This is a genomic window from Gammaproteobacteria bacterium (genome assembly GCA_029884425.1).
Taxonomy (GTDB): Bacteria; Pseudomonadota; Gammaproteobacteria; order S012-40; family S012-40; genus JAOUHV01.
In genome coordinates this window covers 43,297-68,836 of record JAOUHV010000005.1, presented here as the reverse complement: position 1 = coordinate 68,836, position 25,540 = coordinate 43,297, and the positions used below count along the sequence as shown (strand labels likewise).

General features: G+C 49.1%; 26 protein-coding genes. 8 read left to right on the top strand and 18 right to left on the bottom strand.

Features of this window, described 5'->3' with window-relative positions; genetic code table 11:
• Positions 1 to 2 precede the first annotated feature (2 nt).
• Complete coding sequence (locus OEW58_02375; GenBank protein MDH5300192.1) at positions 3 to 530, bottom strand: glycine cleavage system protein R; 528 nt, start codon at positions 528 to 530, stop codon at positions 3 to 5.
• 129 nt (positions 531 to 659) lie between these two features.
• Between OEW58_02375 and OEW58_02370 the strand changes: the two genes are divergently transcribed.
• Positions 660 to 1,052 carry a hypothetical protein gene (locus tag OEW58_02370; protein ID MDH5300191.1) on the top strand — a complete coding sequence of 131 codons (393 nt, stop codon included), beginning with the start codon at positions 660 to 662 and terminating at the stop codon, positions 1,050 to 1,052.
• A gap of 135 nt (positions 1,053 to 1,187) precedes the next feature.
• A complete protein-coding gene (locus OEW58_02365; protein ID MDH5300190.1) occupies positions 1,188 to 2,279 on the top strand; it encodes a multicopper oxidase domain-containing protein in 1,092 nt (363 codons plus the stop codon).
• A gap of 56 nt (positions 2,280 to 2,335) precedes the next feature.
• On the opposite strand, the gene OEW58_02360 is transcribed toward OEW58_02365, so the two are convergent.
• From OEW58_02360 to OEW58_02350, 3 genes are all read right to left on the bottom strand, one after another.
• Complete coding sequence (locus OEW58_02360) at positions 2,336 to 3,673, bottom strand: DUF3422 domain-containing protein (GenBank protein ID MDH5300189.1); 1,338 nt, start codon at positions 3,671 to 3,673, stop codon at positions 2,336 to 2,338.
• A gap of 117 nt (positions 3,674 to 3,790) precedes the next feature.
• Entirely contained in the window at positions 3,791 to 4,357 is a 567-nt protein-coding gene (locus tag OEW58_02355) for a hypothetical protein (GenBank protein ID MDH5300188.1), read from the bottom strand.
• A 175-nt stretch (positions 4,358 to 4,532) separates the two neighbouring features.
• The gene (locus OEW58_02350; protein ID MDH5300187.1) at positions 4,533 to 4,988 is read right to left on the bottom strand and encodes a hypothetical protein; all 456 of its coding nucleotides are present in this window, start codon (positions 4,986 to 4,988) and stop codon (positions 4,533 to 4,535) included.
• 146 nt (positions 4,989 to 5,134) lie between these two features.
• Here OEW58_02350 and OEW58_02345 point away from each other — a divergent pair, with 146 nt between their 5' ends.
• Positions 5,135 to 5,881, top strand: a complete 747-nt coding sequence (locus tag OEW58_02345; GenBank protein ID MDH5300186.1) for an endonuclease — start codon at positions 5,135 to 5,137, stop codon at positions 5,879 to 5,881.
• A gap of 5 nt (positions 5,882 to 5,886) precedes the next feature.
• Here OEW58_02345 and OEW58_02340 read toward each other — a convergent pair whose 3' ends face one another.
• The 12 genes from OEW58_02340 to OEW58_02285 form a co-directional block, all read right to left on the bottom strand.
• Positions 5,887 to 6,486 carry a hypothetical protein gene (locus OEW58_02340; protein MDH5300185.1) on the bottom strand — a complete coding sequence of 200 codons (600 nt, stop codon included), beginning with the start codon at positions 6,484 to 6,486 and terminating at the stop codon, positions 5,887 to 5,889.
• Entirely contained in the window at positions 6,483 to 7,964 is a 1,482-nt protein-coding gene (locus tag OEW58_02335; protein MDH5300184.1) for an O-antigen ligase family protein, read from the bottom strand. Before OEW58_02335 ends, OEW58_02340 begins: the two co-directional genes overlap by 4 nt.
• Positions 7,957 to 8,634 carry a hypothetical protein gene (locus OEW58_02330; GenBank protein MDH5300183.1) on the bottom strand — a complete coding sequence of 226 codons (678 nt, stop codon included), beginning with the start codon at positions 8,632 to 8,634 and terminating at the stop codon, positions 7,957 to 7,959. The genes OEW58_02335 and OEW58_02330 overlap by 8 nt, the downstream gene beginning before the upstream one ends.
• A 21-nt stretch (positions 8,635 to 8,655) precedes the next feature.
• Positions 8,656 to 10,812 carry a polysaccharide biosynthesis tyrosine autokinase gene (locus OEW58_02325; GenBank protein MDH5300182.1) on the bottom strand — a complete coding sequence of 719 codons (2,157 nt, stop codon included), beginning with the start codon at positions 10,810 to 10,812 and terminating at the stop codon, positions 8,656 to 8,658.
• A gap of 9 nt (positions 10,813 to 10,821) precedes the next feature.
• Positions 10,822 to 11,520: an SLBB domain-containing protein gene (locus OEW58_02320; GenBank protein ID MDH5300181.1), complete on the bottom strand. Its 699-nt coding sequence runs from the start codon at positions 11,518 to 11,520 to the stop codon at positions 10,822 to 10,824.
• Between the two features lie 46 nt (positions 11,521 to 11,566).
• On the bottom strand, positions 11,567 to 12,688 hold the full coding sequence (locus OEW58_02315) for an outer membrane beta-barrel protein (protein MDH5300180.1): 1,122 nt from the start codon (positions 12,686 to 12,688) through the stop codon (positions 11,567 to 11,569).
• A gap of 483 nt (positions 12,689 to 13,171) precedes the next feature.
• On the bottom strand, positions 13,172 to 15,301 hold the full coding sequence (locus tag OEW58_02310) for a hypothetical protein (GenBank protein ID MDH5300179.1): 2,130 nt from the start codon (positions 15,299 to 15,301) through the stop codon (positions 13,172 to 13,174).
• Positions 15,302 to 15,348: 47 nt separating this feature from the next.
• Positions 15,349 to 15,906, bottom strand: coding sequence for a tetratricopeptide repeat protein (locus OEW58_02305; GenBank protein ID MDH5300178.1), 558 nt, complete (start codon positions 15,904 to 15,906; stop codon positions 15,349 to 15,351).
• A 50-nt stretch (positions 15,907 to 15,956) separates the two neighbouring features.
• Positions 15,957 to 17,075 (bottom strand): hypothetical protein, encoded by a 1,119-nt coding sequence (locus OEW58_02300; GenBank protein ID MDH5300177.1) that lies wholly within the window; start codon positions 17,073 to 17,075, stop codon positions 15,957 to 15,959.
• Complete coding sequence (locus OEW58_02295; protein ID MDH5300176.1) at positions 17,072 to 17,788, bottom strand: OmpA family protein; 717 nt, start codon at positions 17,786 to 17,788, stop codon at positions 17,072 to 17,074. Before OEW58_02295 ends, OEW58_02300 begins: the two co-directional genes overlap by 4 nt.
• A 6-nt stretch (positions 17,789 to 17,794) precedes the next feature.
• On the bottom strand, positions 17,795 to 18,589 hold the full coding sequence (locus OEW58_02290; GenBank protein MDH5300175.1) for a MotA/TolQ/ExbB proton channel family protein: 795 nt from the start codon (positions 18,587 to 18,589) through the stop codon (positions 17,795 to 17,797).
• A gap of 49 nt (positions 18,590 to 18,638) precedes the next feature.
• Positions 18,639 to 20,111 (bottom strand): SPOR domain-containing protein, encoded by a 1,473-nt coding sequence (locus OEW58_02285; GenBank protein ID MDH5300174.1) that lies wholly within the window; start codon positions 20,109 to 20,111, stop codon positions 18,639 to 18,641.
• 225 nt (positions 20,112 to 20,336) lie between these two features.
• On the opposite strand from OEW58_02285, the gene OEW58_02280 reads away from it, so the two are divergent.
• The 5 genes from OEW58_02280 (at position 20,337) to OEW58_02260 (ending at position 23,369) form a co-directional block, all read left to right on the top strand.
• Positions 20,337 to 20,510: a hypothetical protein gene (locus tag OEW58_02280; GenBank protein ID MDH5300173.1), complete on the top strand. Its 174-nt coding sequence runs from the start codon at positions 20,337 to 20,339 to the stop codon at positions 20,508 to 20,510.
• Between the two features lie 106 nt (positions 20,511 to 20,616).
• Complete coding sequence (locus OEW58_02275) at positions 20,617 to 20,916, top strand: cytochrome c (protein ID MDH5300172.1); 300 nt, start codon at positions 20,617 to 20,619, stop codon at positions 20,914 to 20,916.
• Positions 20,917 to 20,940: 24 nt separating this feature from the next.
• Entirely contained in the window at positions 20,941 to 21,474 is a 534-nt protein-coding gene (gene petA, locus OEW58_02270) for a ubiquinol-cytochrome c reductase iron-sulfur subunit (GenBank protein MDH5300171.1), read from the top strand.
• A gap of 12 nt (positions 21,475 to 21,486) precedes the next feature.
• The gene (locus OEW58_02265; GenBank protein ID MDH5300170.1) at positions 21,487 to 22,722 is read left to right on the top strand and encodes a cytochrome b N-terminal domain-containing protein; all 1,236 of its coding nucleotides are present in this window, start codon (positions 21,487 to 21,489) and stop codon (positions 22,720 to 22,722) included.
• The gene (locus OEW58_02260; protein MDH5300169.1) at positions 22,719 to 23,369 is read left to right on the top strand and encodes a cytochrome c1; all 651 of its coding nucleotides are present in this window, start codon (positions 22,719 to 22,721) and stop codon (positions 23,367 to 23,369) included. The genes OEW58_02265 and OEW58_02260 overlap by 4 nt, the downstream gene beginning before the upstream one ends.
• Before the next feature lie 23 nt (positions 23,370 to 23,392).
• Here OEW58_02260 and OEW58_02255 read toward each other — a convergent pair whose 3' ends face one another.
• Positions 23,393 to 24,811 carry an NAD(P)/FAD-dependent oxidoreductase gene (locus OEW58_02255; protein MDH5300168.1) on the bottom strand — a complete coding sequence of 473 codons (1,419 nt, stop codon included), beginning with the start codon at positions 24,809 to 24,811 and terminating at the stop codon, positions 23,393 to 23,395.
• 145 nt (positions 24,812 to 24,956) lie between these two features.
• A complete protein-coding gene (gene yeiP, locus OEW58_02250; protein ID MDH5300167.1) occupies positions 24,957 to 25,520 on the bottom strand; it encodes an elongation factor P-like protein YeiP in 564 nt (187 codons plus the stop codon).
• Positions 25,521 to 25,540 lie beyond the last annotated feature (20 nt).

Here is a 25,540-nt window from a genome sequence, read left to right as displayed (position 1 = left end):
TCCTAATCGTGCAATTCCAGAGTCGCGTCAAGATTTAGATCGTCACAGAAATCAACAAATTGGCTGCGCAATTGCGACGCCTTGATGGCGCTGGGCACGGCCACCACCATACTCAGCGAAAACATCAGCGTCCCGGTATGCGCTGCCGCATAATTGGTGGTTTCCAGACTTTCGATATTCAGCCCCTTGGCTGCAAAAAAGTCGGTCACATCATGCACAATACCCGGATGATCCATCGCCACCACGGTCACCACATAGGGCACCACCCCGGATGCCAACGGCCTGGGCAACGTGCGCTTCATGTGAATGTTCAAGCCCAGTTCGCTCTCCAGCGCGGGGCGTTCCTGCTCCAGACTGGCAATTGCCGCATCTGACGCCGCGACCAGCATCATCACCGCAAATTCCCCACCGAGCACCGTCATGCGGCTTTCGGAAATATTGGCCTGATGACGAGTCAACGCCTTGGTCAACGATTTCACTATTCCCGGACGATCCCGCCCTAAGGCCGTCACTACCAAACAACTTTCCATATTTCACCTCGCACCTAAGCCCAATCCCCTAATTTTAAGCGGTTTGAGCAGCAGCAACAAACCTTTATGCTCAACTAATATTTCGCCTATAGTTACAACAGTCTTCAGCACAACTATTGGAGGGTCCGCATGAAGTCACTATTCAGCCTGTGTGTAGCCGTCGTCACATCGATGTATCTTCTCAGCGATGTCATGGCTAGCGAACAAGCCAAACAAACCTCGCCAGCCGTCCAGGCCATGGCCAAAATTCTGATGAACGTCAATCACTTCCCTTCTACCCAAGAAAAACAAACGCTGCAAAAGATTGTCGATGGCACCAGCAATACACCGGCCGAGCGCTCCGTCGCCCAGGCCATTATCAATCTGCAGCATAGTGCCACCAATCAGGACAAAACCAGACTGCAGCAAATCATCAGCGACAAAAACGCCGGCACCGATGTTCGCACCCTGGCGAGAATTGTTCACGACCTCAACCACGCCCCCAGCCGCCAGGACAAAATCGAACTCAGCTCACTGCAATAATCGCCTTACCCCCTTCAGCAGCGCCTCAGGGCGCTGTTTTTTTTGTCTTCCATAGTTAATGAGAATCATTTGCGTTTATATTCCGCCAAAGGCATAATCCCGGCCATTATTGAGACATAGCCTGGAAATTCACCAATGAAGTCAAAACTGCTACTTTGCGCCTGCCTTTTGCTCTCCTGCGTAACAACCAGCGCCAGCGCCGCAACCCGCGAATACTGGATCAGCGCCGAAAAAGTCGACTGGGACTACGCCCCCAGTGGCGAAAACCAAATGCATCCCGAGATGGGCATGGGTATTTGGGGTTATCAAACCACCTACAAAAAATATCGTTACCTGCAATATTCCGATGCCAGCTTCAGCCAGCCGGTAGAGCAACCTGCCTGGATGGGCATGCTCGGCCCACAAATTCGCGCCGAAGAGGGTGACACCATCAAAGTCCACTTTTACAACAAAGCCGATAAACCCCTGAGCATTCATCCTCACGGCGTTCATTACGACAAAAATAACGAAGGTGCTGGCATGCATGGTGAGCCCGGCTCCGCAGTGAAACCAGGGGAAAAATACACCTACACCTGGACTGCTGACAGCGGTTCAGCCCCCGGCCCGAGCGACCCGTCCTCCATCGTCTGGGCCTACCATTCGCATGTGGATTCGGTCACCGAAATTTATGATGGTCTGATCGGCTCCATCGTTATCACCAAAAAAGGCATGACTCGCAGCGAATCCGATCCCCGCCCCAAAGATGTTGATCGCGAGTTCACCACCATGTTCATGATCTTCGACGAAAATGGCCGCGAAGCCGTGCCCATTGCCACCACCAAAAATGGCATGCACGAGCGCCACCACAGCGAGCGCGACATGCACCGCATGGCAGGCGGCGGCGAGTTTGTCGAATTAAGCGACGAACAAAAGGAAGAGTCCAATCTTAAGCACGCCATCAACGGTTATATTTTTGCCAATCTACCTGGCCTGGAGGCGAAGAAGAACGAGAAGGTCCGCTGGTATTTGTTGGGCATGGGAACCGAAGTCGATCTACACACCGCCCACTGGCATGGTGAGACCGTACTGGAAAATGGCCGCCGTACCGATGTCGTCGAACTACTACCCACCAGCATGAAAACCGTCGACATGATTGCCGACAATGCCGCCGAAGAATGGATGTTTCACTGCCATGTCACTGACCACATTACCGCCGGCATGACGGCTCTGTGGAAAGTCAGCCCCTAGAAAAATAAAAGGCGCAGTATCTCACTGCGCCTTCTCTGCAACAGACAAATCGAATCTTATTCAGTGCTGCGTTTGTGGGCACGGCGACGAAACCGACTGACTGACATGTACACAACGCCCACCACAACAGGAATCGCCACGCCGGTTGCCACCTCGACATCCAAATAAAATCCGCTGGCTTTGATCGCTTTCAATCCATAGGTTACCAATCCCAGCAAATAGTAGCTGAGGACCACAATGGACAAACCTTCAACAGCTTCTTGCAAACGCAATTGCATCCGCGCCCGCTCATCCATCGAACGCAACAAATCGCGACTTTGCTTTTCCATCGAAATTTCTATCTGCGCGCGCAACAATGACGAGGCTCGCTCAACCCGGGTTGATAAGGTCTCCAGCTTTTGGTTCACCAGCTTGCACGTCCCCATGGCGGAAGACAATCGCTGTTCCATGAATTCCTCGAACATCTGCAAACCCTGTATGCGTTTCTCGCGCAACTGGGAAATTCGCAGCCGAACAATTTCGTAGTACATGGATGAGGCATTAAACCGTTGATGCGTCTTGGCAAAAATACTTTCTATTTCTGCCGCCAGCCCCATTAATTGATTCAATTGTCGCTGCTCATCCTCAATGCAGCCCACCCGGATATTATCCCCCGTCAACTGCGCAAGACGCTGGTCGAATGTAGGCAACAACGGAATATAACTGCGCATCAACGGCACAGGCAACATCGCCAGCATACGGTACGTTTCGATTTCCAGCAGACGCTGCACCAATCGTCCTGCCTGGCGTTTTTTCAAATCCACATCATGGATCAATATCCGCCCGAATCCATCCCGGTGAATCTGGTTATCCGTCCACACCACCGCACTACCCGCTGCCACCTCCGCCCCGATGACAGTATTCGAGGCAAATACCGCTGCCAACTCCTCCAGCGTACGGCGAGGACGCTTCCGGTCTTCCATCGCAATGTTTACCGCCACAATAATTTCACCTGGCAATTTGGCGAGCCAATCCTTGGGCACCAATTTTATCGGCGGCTCGGCAAACGGCACATCAAACGGCGCCGCATGAAAAAAGGTATAGGTGGAATACTCGGTATGTCTTTCCCAATTAAATTTGAACATGCCTAACTGCGCATTAAAATGCGAGTTTTGCGCTGTTGGTGGCGACACGCCAAAACGCTCGCACAACTCAGCAATTAATTTTCGCTCGTCATCCGCGCGACCACTGTGACACAACAATGCCAAATGCGAAATTTGCACTGGGGCACTCAACAACTCAACTGCACCCACATGCAACTCGTTTTGTAAACCATAACGCTGACTGTGTTCCGCAACACCTAGCAAAGTACGGCCTGGAACAAGACCCTCACCGGAAACAACTTCGGAACTCATAGGTTTTCTCATCTATTGATTTTGTATACGCCTTTAAACAAGGCCAATATGATCATAGTTTCACTACAAGAATGTGACAACTGCAACACCCATTCTTTTGCAAAAAAGTGCTGCTAATTAAAACGACGCTCGCAACATCAACAGCAATACATCTTTGGACAAATGGCTAAACTTTGCTTCGAATATCTCGCGATAGCCTTGATACGGCGCCACCAATTGGTGTCGGGGATCACCACTCATGGAATAAGCCATTCCCTCGGACAACCACCGGGGTGCCGCCCAGGTCGCCGCCACCCCAAACTGCTGCGCCTGCCATTGATGAATAAGCTCATGCTCCACAAAATGCAGCAGCCAGCCTCGCGGTGCAATCACCGCACCCATGCTACCGATGGATTGCCCGGCCTCATTTTTAAAACCAAAACTGGAAAAACACGACTGGCTTGTACAAAAAACCAGCAAAGGCTTGTTCTGAAATGCGGATAATTTATTTTCCACTCGCCCCAATGCCCGCAAATACAACTGCCGAGCTTTATCCGCCTGAGCAAGATCTTCCACGCAAAGCCAGGTCTCGACACATTTCACGCCAGCCAGCTGGGGCAATAGAATTTTTATTGGATTGGATATCGTCAACACGACGATGGGGAACAATACGAGTAACCACAGCCACGGTATGATCTGTTTCATGCGCCTCATCTCCCTACTCAGCCACACAACAGTTCACGCCGGAACAGCGGCAAGATATTTTTGTTGCCTGATTGTGCTTGGTAGGGGCTTAACGCAAACTTAATTGCTCATCAAGTCAACGCAGACACCGAAAAAACGGCATCTGCGCCATTGTCAGCGACGCGCTGACAACAAATCAATTGGTCAACTGATACACATCAGCGCGCCGTTCCCACAGCGAAAAATGACCTTTGTCGGTCTGGAGTGATGACACTTTCCATTCTGAGGTTGGCGATAGCCACTGAAAGTAGCTGGCACCACCCTCCACCGGCACACCAAAGTCATAGCCAGAAACCGTGGATTTAAGCGCGCCCAACACCCGGTCCGCCTGATCCGAAATCCGCGGCGACATCGGCAGATATTCCTCGTTACTCTTCAACAACAGGGTTCTGACCCGCATTCGGGTATCCTGATCCAACGATTCCTGGTCATGCAACACGGTAATTTCTGCAGGCGTATTGAAGGTGTAATCGGTCAGGAATCGCTCAATCTTATCCTTCTCACTCATCATGCTTTCCGGCGGCGTTTTAATGCTCTGTATGATGATAAAGGCGGCAATAGCAATAACCGTAACAAATATAAGCGCTCTCATCTCTCCAACCAACCGACTCCAATGGTGACTCAATCCAGATTGATTGTATCGTTAGACCGCTATTTTTCCTAGCCAAAGCGCCACAGAGCCTGTTTTCGCCCGGCTCAAGACGTTACAATCCCATCCACCAACGGCCTGGATGTCCCATGAAATCGTTTTACGCCTGTATATGCCTGTTTCTATTGATGGGTTGCAGCTCGCACCAAGAGCCTCCCCTGCCGCATGCCATTGGCTCCTTTCAGGAGGCAAAAAAACTCGCTGAAGGAATTTACGCCGATCGCCGCACTACCTTTTATTGCGGCTGTGATTTTGATGCGAAGAAAAATGTGTCCGCTGAAAAGTGCGGCTACAAGGCCGCCAAAGACCCGCGCCGCGGCCAGCATGTCGAATGGGAACACGTCGTCCCCGCCTATGATTTTGGTCACACGCGACAGTGCTGGAAAAATCCACGCGAGTTTTCCCAATGCCAGAAGAACAATGGCAAATGGCTCAATGGTCGAAATTGCTGCAGCAAAGTCGACCCGATGTTCAACGCCATGGTCAGCGATTTATACAATCTCGTTCCTGCAGTGGGCGAACTCAACAGCGAGCGGGGCAATTTCCCATTTGGCATAATTGAAGGCGAAGAACGCCGCTACGGCGCCTGCGATTTTGAAGTCAATAGTCGTGCAAAAATTACCGAGCCTGCGCCCGCGTTGCGGGGAGATATTGCCAGAACCTATTTTTATTTTGAAAAAACGTATGGACTGCCAATCAATAATCAGCAACGCCAATTATTTAATGAATGGAACAGTGCAGATCCTGTCAGCGATTGGGAAAGAGAAAGGGCTAAACGCATCCAGCGCATTCAAGGCAACCCACAACCGTTCATCAGCGAATCCAAACCGCACTGACGAACCTAGTTAAAACTAACCACATCCGCATCACCACCACGGCTGGGCGGAATAACAATCATTACCGGCATCGCAACGGCGTCTTCTTCCAGCTCGGGCTCTACTGCGTCCAGTGCTTTGTTATTTCGCAATGCCGCAGTCATCGGACCCTCCATCGCCAAATTACCCATTTGCTTTATTGCCGCTTCCACTGCAGAAGCTTGCGACATTCCACCCGCCACTGCGCCTTTTAATATTTGCGACAATTTCGCTGGAGCAACATCAACCGCCGCCGCAACAATCAGCTCAGATTGCTTTGGCAAAACCCGCACCGCCAGTTTCACCATATCGCCCGCATGGATACCCATGCCAATAGCGGCACGCACAATACGATCAGCCATCTTCGGCGCAGTATTTAATGCAGCTGCAAGCACCGCCGCTTTTTGCTTGGGGGCAGCAAATAACGCTTGTCGCAACACCTGTTCAATAGTTTCACCCGCCCGCAAACCTTTGGCAATTGCCGTTTTGTACGACACCCCAGCACGAATATCCTCTGCCACACCGGCATGAACTGGCGCACCCAACAACCAGCCAAACAAAATCAGCACAACCAGATATTTTTTCATGATGAATGCTCTCCATGGGTGGGCACATCGCCACGATGGTAGCGCTTCGACTCCAGTGTTTCAGCGATAAAACACAACGCCAACGCAGTCACAAAATAAAGCGCATTGGCAGGAATCTGCAAATTGAAATCGACAAATGAGTGCATCAATAAACCCGAAACAGCCATAAATCCTGCAAATGCCACCCCAAAATAAAACGTGGAACGGCGCAACAACAGCGCCTTCAAAGCCGCCGCCAGCGCCAAAAACACCACCATTGCCAAAACTATAGCGGCCGGCACCCCCAGTTCTATGGCAAACTGCAGGTAATCATTGTGAGCTTGGTCATAAAATCCAGTGAATTTCTCATCTTGATAGCCTGGTAACACCACGTAATAGGCTCCGCCGCCCACCCCAGTGAGCCAATAATCCTCCAGCACCGCCATTCCGTACTGATTAACCTCATCCCTGGACTCAGTCTGCATGGAGGTATTTTGCAAGCGCTCAACCACTCGATCGACCCCAAACCATGCACCAACAATCGCAATGTCAATCACCATCAAACTGGTCACTAGCCATATCACCGGTCGCCAGTGACGATGATGTCGCCGATTGCCATTGCGCTTGCGTCGCCACCACAGCACTACCAACGCCAGCACACTCGTCAGCAACAAACTGATAAAAAATGCGCTATTCCCCATTCGGGAGTGACTCAGCACCAATGCAATCACCATCATCGCCAGCGCTAGGCGTAGACGCGCCTTTTCACCCAGCAATGTAACAAGGGATTGGCGCGCAAACTGGCGCAAATTTGTTGCCGGTGTCGTTGATAATTTTGCCACCAACAAGCCCGTGCCCATTGCCAGACACAAACCTAGGAACCCCGCAAAATGATTGCGATTCACAAAACTGCCTGTGGCTGATGAAACATCATTATTTTGAATAAAGACACCCTGAGACGCGCCGGTCAACGCCATTAAACTGCCATAACACGCCTGCAACAAGCCACTGATCACCACCACCCCAAACAACCATTGAAGACGAGTTCGATTGGTTGTCAGTTGCAACAACAACACAAACATCAGCACATAAGTCAGCGTCTTCATCCAAGCCAGCGACGTCGCATAAGCGTCAAGCGATAACGGCACATTTTCCAGTCGCGCATCTGTTGCCAAATAAAGTTGTGCCGCACCAGTCGACAGAGCATTTATCCAAGCAGTAGGTAATGGCAACGATTGCAGCACTTGCCAGATAATGAGCAACAAAAAACAAGCAACAGCCCAGCGCGCCTGTCGCAGCGCCGCACTGGCCGTGAAGCAAATACCGTAAAAACAAACATAGAGCAAGGCGGCAATCGCCAGCAAGACAGAAATCACCGGCCATGCCCAATCCCGATTACTTCCCAGTGGCCATGGCGCAATAAACAAAACGACCAGCAGCAATGTAAAAATCGCTTTCTCAACACCACATCGTTCATGAGAGAAATAAGGACTACTCATGCGCTTCGTCGCCTGTTGATAAAACGGCATCGAATGATGCATCGTCAGTGCATGACAGCACGGCGCGTTGATTTACCTCCAGTTCCGCACAAAGCTGGAACCTCCGTTGATATTCTTTCAACTGTACGTCGACAATTGAGGGATGCATAGACAAGCCGTTTGCGACAACATCGACTACCAATGCACGGGTAGCGTCGTCCAATTCATCCCAATCACGCAAACCTTCCACCAGAAGTGCGGCATTCACTTTTTTGACCCACGGTGCCAACACCGCCAGCCGCGCCCAGGCGTGATGGTATTCTTCATCAAACTCTTTGGCGTGACCTTTGGCTACCAGAAGATTTAACCATGCATAGGGCCACGAAGGCCGCTGCCTGAGCAGTAATCGATATTGCTCCAGGACACTTCCAGGCCGCACTTCACCCGACCGCAGCAGAAGCATTTGCTCTACATCACGATAATCTGGGCTATCCCCATTCAGCCAACGTGAAAAACTTAGCTTCTCCGCCAAAGTTTGCCACTGAAAGCCATCTACCGATGGCTTGGACTCCAAATAAGCAATCTGGGCGTAAACACTGGATGCATTGGCACTGCTTAAAAATATTCGACTCGCCTGAACGACAACATATGCGATGAAAACCATGACAAATACAATTACGATTTTTTTCATCTTTCCTACAAACACAATCGCCTAGCTCTTTGCTGTAGTGTAGTCGTAACTGCCATAGTAGTACTGATAGTAATCAGCCTCTCGTACGTTAAAATGATTCAGAACAACCCCGGCCATTTTGACATCCGCCTGCTGCAAACGGGCAATACCTTCCTTCACAACCGGCAAGGGCGTCGCATCCGATTTAACGACATACACCACCTCATCCACCAGACGAGAAATAATCAGTGCATCACTGACTGCATGAATCGGTGGTGAGTCAATAATTATTCGATCGTAATGTTTCGCCAATTTTTTCAGCATCATAGCAAACCGATCGCTAGATAGAAGCTCCGATGGATTTGCAGGAACAACCCCAGATGGAACAACCGTCAGATTGGCATTTGGCTGCACTAAAAAACAATCCCTAACATTGGGCTCACCAACAATCAGATTGCTCAAGCCCCTATGCTTATGCGGAATGGAAAATAGTTTACTAACCGATGGCTTCCGCATATCCGCATCAATCAACAGCACCCTTTCAATCTGCGCGAATGCATAGGAAAGCGCGCATGACACCGTCGTCTTCCCCTCGCCAGGCAAAGAGGATGTGACCAAAATAATTTTGGATTTTTCCGCACCTGAACGACACATGGCCGTTCTCACGGCACGCATTGACTCCGCCATAGAACGAAGATTTTCATCCGAAAATATGCTCTCTGGTTTTAGTCTGCTTTCATCATCAACCGCAACCTGGGGAACAATACCCAGCAATCGCTGCGACAATTTATTTTCAACATCTTCAATCCGGCGAACACCGTTATTGATAAACTCAAGAAAGAAAGCAGCCATAACAGCCAACATAATACTTGCCATAAATGACAGTGCGATAATAAGTTTTTTGTTAGGCTTTGATGGAGAAATAGGGACGGCCGCAGCTTCAGCCAAACGAATATTCACCTGATCATAACTTCCAAGTGCTCCCGTTTGCTGAAACCGGGTTAAAAATGACTCATATACTTTGCGATTGGCATCCACCTCTCGCACAAGCTCATTAAGCTGATGCTCCTTGCGATTTATATCCTGGACTTCTTCCTTTACTTTATCCATGTTTTTTTGTAGCGAATTTTCATTATTTTTTGCTATCAGGTAATCCTTTTTAATGCTTTCAACCACACCTGAAAGCTGCTGCTGCATATTTTTCTGAACGGCCAGAAGCTGGTTCTGTGCCGCAACCATTTTCGGATGCTTTGCCCCATACCTTTTCCCCAATTCGGACAACTGCTGCTCTGCATCGGCCCGCTGACCAATCAATTTCTGCATCGCAGGGTGATTTAGTATCGTCGGATTGTTGATCCATTCATCACCATTTCCAATTTGTTGAAGCACGTTTTCCAGCTGCGCCCGCTTTGTCCTGGCTTCAACAAAATCCACGGTGATTTCATTCAATTCTTTGGCTACCAGACTCCTGACACCCTCGACATCCACCAACCCTTGCTGTTCACGATATTGCTGCAGCTTTTTTTCTGACTCAGACAACGAATTTTTAAGCGGCCCCAACCGTTCATTTAACCATGCCAATGACTTGTCTCGGGCTGCCAGACGAATATCAAAATTGTACTCAATGTAGGCATCGACAAATTTATTAGCTACTTTGGCTGCCATCACCGGGTCATGGCTTTCAAAACTAACTTTGGCAAGCTGGGTACCGCGAATATCAGAAACATTCAAACTACTCGAGATGCTACGAACAATCTCATTTTTCCGCTCTTCAACTGTTAATTCCTTCTCTGGCTGATGGAGAAATGGAAGAATAGATGCTAACTTCTCCCGATATCCATTATTGTTTTTCATGGAAAATTCAGGATTCTCCAACAGCCCTAGTTCACCGACAACTCGATCAACCAATTCGCGGGATTTCAGTATCTCGACTTGGGTTTTGAAAAACTCATTGCCGACTCGTTCCAGTCCATAAACCTCCTCCAAACTGGTCGCATTTTTTTGTGGCGATTCGATCAATACAGTCGCTGTCGCCTGATATATCGGGGATAAAGAATAGACCACCAACGTGGTAATCAGTGAAACACTACCGGCGAACGCCAATATCGACCACTTGCGTCGATTAATTACTCGCCAATATTCGCGCAGGTCGATCTCGTCGTCAGGCTGCTCCTGCCGTGCATGATCCTGTTTTTTCACCTACATCCCTCAAAAAAACCGTTCACCAACGGTTATTAAATCCCCGGGGGTCACTTTTTCGTCCAGCAATTCGACGCGCTTTCCTGTTCCGTTGTCCGGCTGCAATGTCACCTTGCCTTCCGAACCTCGCTCAGTTAAACCGCCAGCCAACGCGATCGCTTTTCTCACGGTCAAGTCAGGGCTATAACCATAGCTTCCCGGTTTCCTTACTTCGCCATGAATAAATATTTTTTTATATTCTTTAACCGTAATGATATCGCCAGCCAATACCTTGGCTTCCATATCTACTGAAACTTCGGTGCGTGATACATCGTGTTCACGAATCAAGGTAATACGATCAACCGACGCCAATTCAGTCATGCCGCCGGCAAGAGCAATCGCCTTGCGCAAAGTCAAACCGGGAATGTATGGATACCCTCCGGGCTTGCTGACTTCGCCATTTATGAAAAACTGCCGATATTCGATCACCGACACACTGACTTTGGGATCGATCAGATAGCCACCTTTAAGGCGAGTAATCAAAATTTGTTCCAGTCCATTCAATGTCTGACCAGCGATGGGTAACTCTCCCAACAGGGGATAGGCAATATTTCCACTGTCATCAATGCGCAATTGCAGGCTTAATTCCGGTTCACCAAATACCTGAATAGACACTACATCACCGGTACCCAATGTGTAGGCGCGATCAAACGCACCAGCACTTGCCACCAGCAAGCACAGCCATATCCCAATCCATATCCGTGCTACGTTTGGCTTAATCATCTTTCGGACTGATTCGAATCCCCATGCTGACGATGCTTCGGCGATAATTCATCATCGCCTGGTCACTTCTACGTTGTTCATGATCTATGCCGAAATCTAGATGTATCCAGCGATTCGAGCTATAAATCACTTTGGCTGCAACTGCTCCCAACAGCTCGTTGCGTCCGCTTGGGCGATAGCTGTTCTTGGTGATTTGCGTACTCATATCCATGCCCAACCGCTTGGTCAGTGAGTTTTTGATCGCGAAAAATCCAGCCTCACTGTAAACATGACTGCCCATTCCCACACTTTCCTGATTTTTTGCAGACGTACCGAATTTGATGCTCGCCAGTGGTGTTGGCTTCCAGAACAGCTTCATTTCCCAACTATTGCTGCTATCCGCCATCAATGCCTGATCAACAAATATCTTTTTTTGCTGTCCGACTCTGATGGAACCTCGACTAAGACTACTGAGCTCCCACGACAACCCGAGATAATAGTGCTGCTCACTGCTGTCACGACGAATGAGCGAGGTTTCGTTGATGTAGTCGTACTGCCCATAACGCGTTTCTGCGAGCAAACTGGTTTTGCTGGAAAGATTAAAATGGTAGGTCAGTCGTCCGGAAATGTAATCGTTATTCCGGCCCGCGGTTTGTGCCTCACGTGTGGTATAGCGCAGCGAAGTTCCCGCCAATTGCGATTCAAACATACCTTGTGATCGCCGCGTCCCCAGCCGAAACAGGAAATTCGCCGTATCTGTGACATATAAATCCGGCGCTGGCAGTAAATCAGCTTTACCCTGGCTGTAACCTTGCCCACGCGCTTCGTGCAACTGATCTTGCCCTAACGCGAGATCAATGATGGCCCATCGCCGAAACGCATGATGAAAACCAAGTCCTGCTCGCTGATCCAGATAGTCATCCTCGGGGCTGCTTTGATAAGTGCCTTTCTCTACCGAGTACAACAGCGCGCCCTCGCTAATATCATTGCTGATTTTGGCGGCAATGCTCGAATTTGCTACACCTACATCAGATGCCTTCTGACCCTGGTTGGCGGAAAAAATATTATCGTCATGCCGGTATTCCAGGCCTACACTTGGCAGGATGGTCACAGCTCCCATCGTATAGACTGACATCACCCGGTCCTCCGCCCAACTGAGCAACGGCAAAGCCAGCAATGCCACTAAAACGCAGCACCGCAACCTATGGATCACAGGTTTGCTAGCTTTTGACATAGACAGTCCAATTAACAATCACAGAGTACGAGTCACCGTCCTGGGTTCAGCGCCGTTAATGTGCAACATTCAGACAGACAAAATTGCCAAATCCTTGTTCAGTCCAACAGTTACATCTGCAGAAAGCGGGCCTTAATACTGCATCGACCGTTTTTTCAACAACTTTTGTAATACAAAGCTTAATATGTGTGACAAAATTAATATTTGATCTACGGAGAAATTTTTTTTCTATAAATACAATGGGTTATCCTACGCTTTCGGCAGAGTATATTTTGTGACGCATTTGCCACTATTGCCCGCTTTTTAGCAAAGCGCTTTTATCTGCGTGATATCAAAAGATTTTATTCGCCCAAAAACAAAGAGAGCCAATAGCTCTCTTTGCGGTTATTTGGATGGTGGCGCTTGCGGGGGAGGAGGTGCAGGCGGCGCGGGCTTGCCTGACGGAGCCTCAGCCGTTGCCGCTTTGGGCTTAGGCGTCGATTGTGCGGTTTTGGCTTCTGGCGACGGCAATTTAAATTCACCGGCTTTGAGCATGGAGCGGGCGCGGCGCGCTACCTTGCGCTTGGCTTCATTCACTGCCAGCGGATTCACATCCTTCAAGTCCCGGATCGCAGCAACCAGCATGGCACGCGGCCGCTCAAGCATAGAAGCCAGAATCGTATCACGGAAAGTATCGTCAACATCGTGCAAAGCCATCGCCAAATCCTCGCGACTGACTTCGCGAATCAAATTCTTCAGCGCCAATGTAGGCAAGCTCACCAGATCATTAAAGCTGATGTACACCTGCTTGATGCGATAGTACAAATCGGGATTGGTCTGACGGACGTTGAGCAACAATGCTGTTTCCTCAGAACTATCGAGATGATCCAGCATGCCGATAAGCACATCCACGCCATCCACCGCAATATTGGCAAAGCTGGGCACATCCACTGCCTTGCGCGCCAAACGATTTGCGATATCGCGGAACGATGCTGCCGGCAAATGCGAAAAACGACTGATTTCCATGGCCAAGGCGGCACGATCATCACCACCAATGCGCTTGAGCAATCCAGCTGCACGCTCCGCTGGCAATTGCGAATAAACCAACGCACGCACAGGCATACGCTCGTCATTTAACAAATACAGAATTTGATCATCATTCAAGCGCTCAAGGAAATCGAACGGCCGAATTTTATGTTCCTCAGTAATATTTTCCTGCAAGCGCCGACGTGCCAGGGTTTGATAGGCCTGTTCAACTTTTTCCATCAACTCAGATGGCGAATTATCCCGCGCCAACTCCTCAGCCATGGCCAACAGGCCCATTAATTTCTCGCCGTCGATCTGTCCCTTGAGCAAACCTACCATTAAGCCGGGACCGACGAGATTCACTACCGCCGCGACACGCGCCACATCCTCCTGACCGCCGGCATTCAACCAATCCACCATTTGCCCGGTAAACAGGTTTCGCTCAGTCACCGTCATACTCACCAGCTCTTCGCGTAGTGCACGCAATTTCTGGTCGGCCACATTATCCTGAGCAAAGCTCAATTTTTCGATAAATGCATCCAGCTTATCTTTGGAATCACTCACCGGTGTGGTTTGAGCCGATGGGGCATTAGTCTGAGCTTTATTGTTGCGCCGCAACATCAACCACAACAACACCAGCGCTAAGATTGCTGCGAGATATGGCCAATATTGTTCCAGCCACGCCAGTGCGCGCTGTTGTGCATCTTTCTCCGCCTCCGTTGGCAGCGGTTTTTCCGGCTCAACTGATTTTTCTTCTTTATCTTCTGCCTTTTCTTCAACAGGCTTGGGATCAAGCACCGTCGCACCCGGAAAATTTGTTCTGACCAGCCGTAACTCATCGCCACGGATAAAATTCACATTGGCTTTTTCAATTACCAGATTGCGAATAAACGTTTCCTGCTCGGGTGTTACATGATTATCCAACACCACTTTGACGGACAATTGTTTGATATCAATGCGCGAGTCCTTCAACTCTTTTTTGGTTTCTTCACGCGTTTCAAATGCAGGGGTCATTTGTGGAACCGGCGCCGACATCATTGGCTGTTTCTGAGCCTGACGTTGTTTCTGTTGCGCATTGGTTTGCTGTGCAAATGTTTGTTCTGAAACTGGCAAGCCTGGCAAGGCAAGATCGCTCACATCTTCGGCTTGCTCTGCATTTTGCGCATTAATGCCGTCTTCTGTTTCCAACTCCATTTGATTCAGCAACTCCTGTCGTGCTGCATCCTGTTGCTGCTGCGCTTTGGCTTGCTGCGCCGATGGTTCTACCGGAACGGTTATTTTTTGCTTACTGGTTTCATAGGCGTTTAATTTTTCCAGCAGAGATTTTGCTTGAACGATAAAGAAATCGTGATCCAAATATGCCTTAATGTCTCGACTTAAACGGGCTTCAAGATCCCGGTCAAATCGCGATTGCTCAACCTGGCTTACGGCAACACGCTGGGTTTCTTCCTCCGGCTGTGCCACAGGCATCCACACCATGCCGATCATTCCCAGCAACAGCCACCGCATTGAACCCAGTCTTATCTTCACCGAATACGCCATTGTGTCGTACCCAACTATTTCAGATTATTTAGCATTTTTTTGACGTTATCCTGGTTTGGATCAATTTCCAGGGACTTTTCCCACGCCTGTACTGCTTTAGATTTTTCACCACGCTTATAGTGGATCGACCCTTTCAATGAATATGCCACCGCATTGTTTGGATCTTTTTCCAGCGAACGATCTATTTCGTTCATGGCGCGATCATATTTTTTTTCAAAAAAATAGGTCTGGGCATAAAGGACATGTTTGTTGGCACCACCAGAACCATTGTCTTGCACCGACTGGGACGCCTTATTTTGTGGTGTTTGCTTTGAATTCTCTGGCTCCTGATTCTTTTGCAGCTCCTCAGGTGGCAAGTCCATCACAAAATATACATTGTCGTCAGTGGCATCCAGCATCATACTGATGGTGTAACCTGGTGTGTGCCGCTCAATCTTGATCATACCTGGCTGCTTGGTCAATGCCGTTCCTTCGGGTGTCACGGGCAAATCTTCTTCTGACGATGATTCCGCTACCTGACTTTCAGCAGCATCCAGTCGCTCTTCGGTTGTACCGCATGCGGACAATATCATCAGAAGTGCCAGCCCAATTATCCATTTTTTTCTGTTCATCATTGCTATCCTCATTGAAATCGGTAGCCAATGGTTAGATCATAATTTGTGCCGCCAATGGTTGCCTTGCTGACATATTTACTATTGGCACGCACTTCAAATTCTTTCTCTTTTATTGTCACCGTTCCCAAATCGATAAAACTCTTTTTATTGATCCGCATTTCGATACCTGAACGCATCACCAGGGTCGGCGTATTCAACAAAAATGCCTGTCCCACTGAAAAATAAGCCAACCAGTTACCGTAGGTTTTATCTTCCATCCCCAGGGATGGATCCAACTCAATCGCTACGCGGCCGTTAACATCAAAACCATATATATCAATTTCGGCGCGTCCCTCGGTGTTAAAAAAAGCTTCAGCTCCATATCCGTAGAATAAGCGCTTGGAAATCGTCGACTCTGCCAATCGACGAAAACCCACCGCGATGATGGGCGTAACCACAGAATCATAGTTCGCCGTTGTTTTGGCTTGACGTACCGCCTCAACACCCCAAACCGAGGTATAAAACTCCCAATTGAGTTCTTGCAATTGCTGCTCACCCTGATATTGCCGACTCCAGCGAACCTGTCCACTCGCCGCACTCACAACACGAATATTGAGCATAGGGCTGTCTTTGTGCATGTAGGCATCCCACAGAATAAAGTGATCTACTCCTATTTTTTCACCCAGCTCTTTTAGACTCTCGTTAGAATCCAATTGGCGAAGCACTGAAAATTGCTTTTCCTTGAGCAACACCCGCGTCGTCTTACATTCAAAACATTCATGTATGGAGAAACGATTCAAACCTGTGAATTTGTTAATCATCTTCTGCTCGATCGTTTCGTAAAAATGACGATCAAACAACTTATTCTGTCGATCACCAATGCGATAAAACGCCACCGAGCGAACCGCGAAATCCATCTTATTCAATTCGGCCATCGACAGTATTTGCTCAGAATTCAGCATTTCACTAAATTTCATTAACTCATCGGCATAGGCCATATTTTCCGACTTGTGTGCACCGTAGCGGATCTGCTTGATTTCGGTCTCAGCAGCCAGCACCTCACCAAAAACGGTCATTTGCAGAACGAAACCAATCATCAGCATCAGCACCATATTCGGTCGTTGGTGATATGTTGTTTGCGTACTCACTTCTTATCCCCTTTGGTGACTGGGTTGTCGTCACGCTCCACATGTATAACTATTCTTCGGTTAATTGCCCGATTTTCTGCAATTGGTTCACCGTTGTCGTCCAAATTTGGCACTTTAGGTCTGGTGTCGGCATATCCTGTAGCCTTCATCTTGCTTTGTGGAACGCCCTCCTGCGTCAAATAACGAACCACATTAGTCGCACGATGTACCGACAATTCCCAATTGGATGGATACCGCTGTGTACTTATCGCCACGTCATCGGTATGACCTTCCACTTCTATCCGATAGCGTGGATACTCAAAATTCTTGATGGCCTCAGCAACAGCATTCAAGGCATTTTTGGCTTCTTCTTGTATATCAGCACTACCTACTTCATACAGCGCTGAAGATGACAACTCGATAGTCAAACCCTTAGGTTCTCGTACCACCGTCATGTCTTTTTGCAGATGATAGTTGGTCGTCACCTGATCCATTTTTTCTTTTAAAACCTCAAAAGGTGATACATATTTGCCATTCCCGGAAAGACCATGCTCTTTCACCGCCTCGGTAACCGCATCGAACTTTGCCTGATCGATGGTAGACACAGACAGCATCAGCACAAAGAAGGTCATAATCAGCGTGACCGTATCGCTATAGGTAAGCAACCAGTCTTCACCCTCATCCTTGTTTTCCATGCGTTCACGGCGCCTACGCCCCAGTTTTTTAATCGACATAGGATGCTATTTCTTTTTCCCTTTTTTACCGGCATCAGGAGTGAGCATGTCAAAATGCAACTCGGGATCGAGAAAGCTATTCAATTTATCTTGCATCTTAAGTGGCTCGGTCTTGGTACTTAGCATCACAAAACCCTCGATCATTAATGTATTTCTAAATCTTGCAGTATTGTTTTTCTGGTCGGTTTTTAATGCCGCCGGTTTAAACACCAGATTAGCTGCCAATACACCGTATAACGTCGTAATCAATGCCAGTGCCAACCCCTGTCCCAAGCCGCTGACATCCCCTTTCAAGTTGTCCAGCATAATGATCAAACCAACCAGCGTACCAATCATGCCAAATGCCGGCGCATAGGCCGCCATGGTTTTCAGCACGCCTACCTGAACTTGTGCACGTTCAAAGATGGTTTCTTTGAATTCTTCCAGTAATTCACGCAGCTCATCGCCCTTGTAGCCCGTCGTCAGCAATAGCAAACCATATTTGGTGAAGCCATCCATCTTGTTGCTTGCATTTTCCAGTTTGTCATCCAACACCGCTGTGCCGTTTTGTCTGACTTCCTGACTCCACTCCAGCAGCAACCTAACATCACCAAGCAATGTTGTTGGCGAAACCTGCATGGGCACCATCATCGCGAATAGCGCCTTAAATGTTTTGAACACATAACGCGAGTGATAGGAAATAATGATCGAGGCAAACGTACCACCGATAACCATCGCCAGGCTGGCCACGCTCCAGAAAATCATTGCGTTGTCTGTCGATGAAACAATGGCAAAGGCAAACAGGCCGAACCCTGCCAACATTCCAAATAAGGTGTCCCACGATATAAACACGAGCTATCTCTCCCTCTGCCTAGCTATGCAGACTCTTTTTGACACTGTCGACCGATCTGATCCAAGGCTTAAATTGGGTATAACCTTTGGAAATTTGTATTGCCGCTTTTTTGGCTTCTTCGTAGCTACTGAAATAACCCCACTGCACCACATGACGGCTATTGGTGCCACTATGCTGGACGTAGTGAAAATATTTATTTTCAGCCAACTTATTGTTTTGAATGAATGCCCTTATTGCTTCCGCTTCATTGCCTGTCACCACCTGAATGGTGAAACCTTGTTTGGGCAATGCAGCAAACCACTTAGCGCCGTTCACCTGCTCTACCCAGTTTTTTTTTGTGCCTTTACCGGCATCGGCCGGCAACTTGGTCAAATCTGAATTTTTTGCCTTCTTGCTATCGTTACCGCGCGTCAGACCTTCTGCTGCGGCTTTCTTAAACCAGTAGTCCGCCTTTTCTGGCTGTACTGCCGTTCCCAGCCCATGCTTATAGCTAAGTGCAAGGTTGTACTGCGCCTTGGCATGACCTTCATTGGCAGCCTGCTTAAACCAGCGGTGGGCTTCGAAATCGTCGTTGGCAACGCCCTCGCCCAAGGTGTAGCGCACACCTAACGCGTACTGGGCCTCACGATGACCTTGTTCAGCCGCAATTCGGTAGTAATACAGTCCTTTCTCGGTGTTTTTCGCCACTCCATCGCCAGTCATGTACATTCGCCCCAACTGGTATTGGGCTTCAGCCTTGCCGGGCGCGGCGGATTTTTCCAGTAACGAAATAGCGTAATTTTTTTCTGTAACATCGGTGCTTGGCATCGTCAGAATCATGTTCGCCAGTGCATATTGCGCCGACTGTGAACCTTGAGCGGCAGCCTTATCCAGCCACAGCCGCATTTTTTGCCGCCTATCCTGAGTGGTGGGAGGTTGGGCATAAAGTTCTGCCAGTTTTTCTTGCGCTGGCAACATTCCTGATTCTGCCAATGGCGTCAGTATTTCCACTGCCCGCGCCGTCTTGCCATTATCCAACTCTGCCGTTGCGGTTGCGTACAGCTCTTTGCCCAGCCCGTCCATTTGCTGCAGAACATCAATGCCCCCCAAGGGCAAAGCACGCACCAACCATTTGTAGGCTTTTAATCTGTCCTGGGCGACATATCGTCCTGTCCGATACGCTTTGGCCATTTCCAACTGAGAACGCCACACACCAGCGTTTGCGGAAAAATAGAACCATTTAACCGATTCCTTTTGATCGTCCTCTACCTGCGAGCGCGATAACAAGGTAGCCAGCGACAATTGCGCATCGGTAATCCCGGAAGCCGCCATCGGCGCCAGCAACTGGCGTGCGGTGGCATCGTCGCCACTCATCATTGCGGTCACCGCTTGATTGAAGGTGCCACGCTCCTGGGGCACCATCGCCCGACTTTCCGGTATGGGCAACTGCTCGATGCTGTCCCATGCCAGGGCAGAGATCGGCAACATCAGCAGCAGGAGAATACGAACCATGGGCAACTCATTAAATACCGGTAATTTTCCAGTATCTCGACCTGTTGGTAGCAATACTTAAGCCGCTGCCCCGCAAACAAAAAAACTGCACGCACACACCTATCTCATCCATCAATCTGGGCAAGCGCTGGGAAATTAACAATTGTTTACTGCAGAAAATTTTATCTTTGGCTGGATTTACCGATACATGAGTCCCAAGCAGTATCTGAATAATCGAGGAAATTTATGTCCAAGCGTGCTTTTGAAATCATCATCCCTGTTCTTGGCGTTGTTTTTGGCGGCATTGTCAGTGTGATTAAGACTCCCATACTTGGTATAGGGTTGTTGATTGCGGTGCTCGCTGGCTGGGAGGGTGTCAAACGCTTTACACAAAAGTTAGGAGCCAGCAAACACCCATAGATGTCGATATCTCTAGTTACGTTGTAAAAACTCGAACCTAGCAGCAACGACAACTACACTGTAATGGACTCTGCTTTCACCACCACGTTACCGGGAGAGGAAACACATGATGAAGTATTGGATCACGCCGGTTTTGTTACTGCTAAGTTCGGGAGCTATTGCTGAAAACAATGTCGCACCAGAAACAGTAGTGCTATGTGCCGGCTGTCATGGCGAACAAGGCATCAGCATCTCTGATGAAATACCAAATCTGGCAGGGCAAAAAAAACAATATTTAATTAAGGCCATCAAAGACTATCGCTCTAACCACCGCAACAATCCCACCATGAATGCCATGGCTGCCAGCCTTACCGATGCAGACATTGAGCAAGTGGCCAGTTATTTCAGCCAACTAAAACGTCCATAGATCTATCCGTCCGGAGAATCACTCATGGCCCATGATATCTCAGAGAAAAATGACGCACCTGACGATCATGACCGGCGTCATTTTTTGGAAACTGCCACCACGGTGGTAGCCGGCTGCGGTTTGGCTGCAGCGAGCTGGCCATTTATCGCCAGCATGAATCCAAGTACCGATGTGCTTTCCAAAGCCACCACCGAAGTGGATTTACGCGGTATTCGCCCCGGGGAAGTTCGTACTGTTGAATGGCAAGGTAAGCCCGTGTTTGTTCTGCATCGAACCGACAAGCAAATTGACGAAGTTCGTCAATCACAGGGAGGTAAAGACCCGCAAGATGATGCTACGCGTGTCGCCGTTCCGCAGTGGCTGGTCGTCGTCGGCATTTGCACCCATCTTGGCTGCGTTCCAGGTCGACGTGAGGAAGGCTGGATGTGTCCCTGTCATGGCAGTGTATACGATAACAGCGGCCGTATTTTATCAGGACCAGCACCCGCCAATCTGACAAAACCGCCTTATTTTTTCGTCAATGAAAGTCGAATTCTCATCGGCAAAGATAAGGCATAGGGAGGTGCCCAGATGAACAAACTGATTCAGTGGATAGATCAGCGCTTTCCGCTCACATTTTTTATCAAACATGAATTAACCGAGTATCCCGTTCCTCGCAATCTCAGCTATTGGTGGAATTTCGGCTCTCTGGCTGCTTTTGTACTGGTCATACAATTGATCACCGGCATTTTTCTCGCGATGCACTACAAAGCCGACGCAGCAACAGCCTTCCAGTCAGTTGAACACATCATGCGTGATGTGAATTATGGCTGGCTGATTCGCTACATGCATTCCACCGGCGCATCATTCTTTTTCATCGTCATCTACATCCACATGGCGCGTACTTTGTACTACGGCTCGTATCGCGCCCCCAGAGAGCTGATGTGGTGGACAGGTCAAGGATTGCTGCTACTGTTGATGGCCACGGCGTTCATGGGTTACCTGTTACCGTGGGGACAAATGTCTTATTGGGGCGCGCAAGTCATCACCAATTTATTTGGAGCAACCCCCATCATCGGCGACCAGATAGTTATCTGGCTACGCGGTGATTTCTCGGTGGGTGATGCGACCTTAACCAGATTTTTTGCACTGCATTACCTGTTTCCATTTATCATCGTCGCTGCCGTTGTCATCCACATGGTGGCACTGCACATGGTGCGGAGCAGCAATCCATCAGGAATCAATTTAGCTGCCAAGGATAATATTCCATTTCATCCCTACTACACCATCAAAGACTTGTATGGCTTAGCGCTGTTTTTGTTGGTGTATTGTTACTTTGTTTTCTTCAGCCCAAACACATTCATCGAAGCAGACAATTACATTCCTGCGAATCCGATGCAAACCCCCGCGCACATCGTACCCGAATGGTATTTCCTGCCGTTCTACGCCATTTTGCGCGCCATTCCTGACTTGCTAGGTGGAGTTGTCGCTATGGGATTATCCGTCGTCATCTTCGCCGCCATGCCATATCTTGATCGTTCAAAAATACCAGGCGGTGCTCGCTATCGTCCTGCCTATCGCGCTTTGTTTTATATTTTCTGCATTGACATACTGGTACTCAGCTACGTCGGCATTATGCCTCCAGAAGGAAACTTGATTGCCATTGGCCAAGTCGCAACCTTTGTTTATTTTGCGCTGTTTTGTTTGCTGCCATTCTTATCCAAAACCGAGGAACGGTGGCTAATGCGCAGAGGTCTGCCACAACCGGTACTGGATTTGATCGCCGAAGAAGAAAAACAACGCGCCCAGAGGAGCAAAAAGCAATGAACCGCCGCTCTATCATTTTGCTCGTTTCTTTGCTCGTCTGTAGTGGAAATGCCATCGCCAATGAAAGCGTAGCGTTAAAAAAAATTGAGCTAGACCAGTCCCCTGATACAGTTCGTCAGGGGGCTCATATCGCCATGCAGGTATGTACACTGTGCCATGACCTGAAATACATCAAGTACAGCAATTTACTGCAAATCGGTTATAGCCAGGAGCAAGTGGATGCCTTGCGGGGTGACAGAAAAATGAGCGATACGATCAAAGCCAGTATGGCTCCCGCTGCCCAAGAACATCATTTCGGCATGATCCCACCGGATTTATCGCTGATGGCCAAAGCTCGCAAGGGCGGGGCTGACTACATTTATTCCTTGCTCACCAGCTATCATGCCAAAGAGCCAGGACATATCGACAATCACGCTTTCCCTGGATTGCGCATGCCCGATGTGCTCAATTACACAGTCTATACCGAACCAGAAGAACGCAAGCAAATTGAACATAAAGCCCAGCAAGTCGCACGATTCTTGGAATGGGCTGCTGACCCGCATGCTGATCAGCGTCGCCAAATGGGCTATTACGTGATGGCGTACTTGTTATTGCTATCATTCATGCTGTACCTGCTAAAACGCAAAGTCTGGCGCAACATTCATTAATCATCAAATGAGTTTGGCACCCGTCACTTATCGACGGGTGCCAGAATTTTCTCGGCCAATCCCCATTTGGCTGCCATGGTTTCCACCGCGTTAGTAATTTCTTCCGAGCGTGAAGGATGATTAACGGGCGAAGCCGCCAGGTCTCGCAAAATAGTTTCCTGGAGTTCTGCATTGAGCAGTTTGTGTATCAACTCGCCCGCCTCTGAACCAACAATTTCTGCACCAAGAAATTCTCCACTATCCATATCCGCCAACATGCGCACAAACCCTTCGGCATCATCTTGTCCCAAAGCCCGAGGTGAGCTGTCAAACGAGGAGAATCCCACTGCAGGCTCGTAGCCTGCGTCTTCAGCCTGATCTTCATTCATACCGACCTTGGCCAACTCCAGCGCCGAATAAATCAATTGCGGCACCCATTGCGGAGATTGCTGCCTATGATTGCCGTACAGGATATTACTTGTAACCACCGTGGCATCGGCCAGCGCTTGATTGGCCGTCATAATGGGCGAGGTACAGTCGCCAATGGCATAAATATTTTCCTGCGCAGTTTGCAAAAAATCATTGCGCACAACAAACCCCGCCCCATCCACTTGCACTGCTGTTTTTTCCAATCCTAGCTGAGATGTTGCCGGTGTACGCCCAGTCGCAACCAGCACCCAATCCACCGCTTGTTCACTGGCGTCAGCAAACTGCAAGGTCACGTCATTGGGATTTATTTTCAGATTTACTGGCAATTGCAAATTGGTTTCAGTCACAGCGGATTTTTGCAATGCCTCGTGCAATAACCGTTTGGCCTGTTGACTAAATTCCGTATTGGACAATGGCGAACGACGCGCGTACCAAAACACGTTCTTACCCAATTGCTGAAGAATAAATGCGAACTCGGTGGCGACGACACCGCTGCCGATTATCGCTACCCGCTCACCACCGGGTGGTGGCTGGTCAAATAATTCATCAGTTCCGATAACCTTGTTTTGCTGCAGCGAATATGGCTCGGGATAATTCGCCGTCGATCCCGTTGCCAGAATAATAAAATCGGCACTCAACAGCTGCGGATCAGTATCATGCTCGACCTGTACCGTGTGTGCATCCAGCAAGCGGCCATGACCAACGTAGCGCTTCACTCCCAGGCGCTGTAAATAATTTTCATAGCTGTCGCGCACCTGTTTTACAACTCGCTGCTGATGCTGCCACGCCTGCAGAAAATTCACTTGCATTGTCCCGTGCAATCCACGCTCAGCAAATCTTTTGCTGGCCTGAATCAATTTGGCGGTGTGGTGCCATGCTTTTTTAGGTACGCAACCGCGATTCAGGCAGCATCCTCCCCATTGCTGACGTTCAACAATAGCAACATTTTTTCCTTGCAGCGCGAGCAGTACCGCTGCGCGATAACCGCCTGGACCAGAGCCGATAACAATTACCTCAGAATGATTTTTTTGCATGTGCATCCACCAGTATCCCTCTGCCAGTATAGCGATTTGTCCCCAACAAAAAAGCCAAGCACCATTACTGTGCTTGGCTTTTTATCTTAACCTGTCGCTGAAGCAAACCAACGCCAACCACTACATGGCCCTGTCTGCACGCTCCTTAAGCGCGCGAAACAAACTCGCGCGTTTCGGTATTTACCTTCACCATTTCGCCCGACTCAAGATATTCAGGCACCTGAACCACCAAACCGGTGCTCAGTGTAGCCGGTTTGGTGCGCGCAGAAGCCGACGCACCTTTAATGCCGGGCGAGCACTCAACCACTTCCAGCACCACGGTCGCTGGCAGGGCTACGCCCAGCACGCGTTCGTCTGCGATCAACGCGTACAGACCTTCCAAGCCATCGGTGATAAAAGCCAGTTCGTCTTCGATCAAACTTTCTGGCACCACGAATTGTTCGTAGGTTTCCACGTCCATAAACGTGCAGCCGTCCGCATCACGGAACAGCAACTGAATCGCACGACGCTGAAAGTCCACCGCATCAACCAGTTCGTCACCTTTGAAACTGCGCTCGAACTTGGCGCGTGTCACCACGTTTTGGCCAACGGTTTTGTACAAGGTATTGCCACTGCGAGATGATGGTGACTGCACCATCACTGAGCGCACCAGAATATTCTGGCCATCCACCTGTATCACCATGCCTTTTTTTATTTCGTTCGCTTTCATATCAACCTTACTTCGCTACA

Excerpts from the sequence above, each read along its gene's own strand:
- OEW58_02375 (MDH5300192.1), bottom strand. The coding sequence starts at position 530 with ATGGAAAGTTGTTTGGTAGTGACGGCCTTAGGGCGGGATCGTCCGGGA.
- OEW58_02370 (MDH5300191.1), top strand. The coding sequence starts at position 660 with ATGAAGTCACTATTCAGCCTGTGTGTAGCCGTCGTCACATCGATGTAT.
- OEW58_02365 (MDH5300190.1), top strand. The coding sequence starts at position 1,188 with ATGAAGTCAAAACTGCTACTTTGCGCCTGCCTTTTGCTCTCCTGCGTA.
- OEW58_02360 (MDH5300189.1), bottom strand. The coding sequence starts at position 3,673 with ATGAGTTCCGAAGTTGTTTCCGGTGAGGGTCTTGTTCCAGGCCGTACT.
- OEW58_02355 (MDH5300188.1), bottom strand. The coding sequence starts at position 4,357 with ATGAAACAGATCATACCGTGGCTGTGGTTACTCGTATTGTTCCCCATC.
- OEW58_02350 (MDH5300187.1), bottom strand. The coding sequence starts at position 4,988 with ATGAGAGCGCTTATATTTGTTACGGTTATTGCTATTGCCGCCTTTATC.
- OEW58_02345 (MDH5300186.1), top strand. The coding sequence starts at position 5,135 with ATGAAATCGTTTTACGCCTGTATATGCCTGTTTCTATTGATGGGTTGC.
- OEW58_02340 (MDH5300185.1), bottom strand. The coding sequence starts at position 6,486 with ATGAAAAAATATCTGGTTGTGCTGATTTTGTTTGGCTGGTTGTTGGGT.
- OEW58_02335 (MDH5300184.1), bottom strand. The coding sequence starts at position 7,964 with ATGAGTAGTCCTTATTTCTCTCATGAACGATGTGGTGTTGAGAAAGCG.
- OEW58_02330 (MDH5300183.1), bottom strand. The coding sequence starts at position 8,634 with ATGAAAAAAATCGTAATTGTATTTGTCATGGTTTTCATCGCATATGTT.
- OEW58_02315 (MDH5300180.1), bottom strand. The coding sequence starts at position 12,688 with ATGTCAGTCTATACGATGGGAGCTGTGACCATCCTGCCAAGTGTAGGC.
- OEW58_02310 (MDH5300179.1), bottom strand. The coding sequence starts at position 15,301 with ATGCGGTGGCTGTTGCTGGGAATGATCGGCATGGTGTGGATGCCTGTG.
- OEW58_02305 (MDH5300178.1), bottom strand. The coding sequence starts at position 15,906 with ATGATATTGTCCGCATGCGGTACAACCGAAGAGCGACTGGATGCTGCT.
- OEW58_02295 (MDH5300176.1), bottom strand. The coding sequence starts at position 17,788 with ATGTCGATTAAAAAACTGGGGCGTAGGCGCCGTGAACGCATGGAAAAC.
- OEW58_02290 (MDH5300175.1), bottom strand. The coding sequence starts at position 18,589 with ATGTTGGCAGGGTTCGGCCTGTTTGCCTTTGCCATTGTTTCATCGACA.
- OEW58_02285 (MDH5300174.1), bottom strand. The coding sequence starts at position 20,111 with ATGGTTCGTATTCTCCTGCTGCTGATGTTGCCGATCTCTGCCCTGGCA.
- OEW58_02280 (MDH5300173.1), top strand. The coding sequence starts at position 20,337 with ATGTCCAAGCGTGCTTTTGAAATCATCATCCCTGTTCTTGGCGTTGTT.
- OEW58_02275 (MDH5300172.1), top strand. The coding sequence starts at position 20,617 with ATGATGAAGTATTGGATCACGCCGGTTTTGTTACTGCTAAGTTCGGGA.
- petA (MDH5300171.1), top strand. The coding sequence starts at position 20,941 with ATGGCCCATGATATCTCAGAGAAAAATGACGCACCTGACGATCATGAC.
- OEW58_02265 (MDH5300170.1), top strand. The coding sequence starts at position 21,487 with ATGAACAAACTGATTCAGTGGATAGATCAGCGCTTTCCGCTCACATTT.
- OEW58_02260 (MDH5300169.1), top strand. The coding sequence starts at position 22,719 with ATGAACCGCCGCTCTATCATTTTGCTCGTTTCTTTGCTCGTCTGTAGT.
- OEW58_02255 (MDH5300168.1), bottom strand. The coding sequence starts at position 24,811 with ATGCAAAAAAATCATTCTGAGGTAATTGTTATCGGCTCTGGTCCAGGC.
- yeiP (MDH5300167.1), bottom strand. The coding sequence starts at position 25,520 with ATGAAAGCGAACGAAATAAAAAAAGGCATGGTGATACAGGTGGATGGC.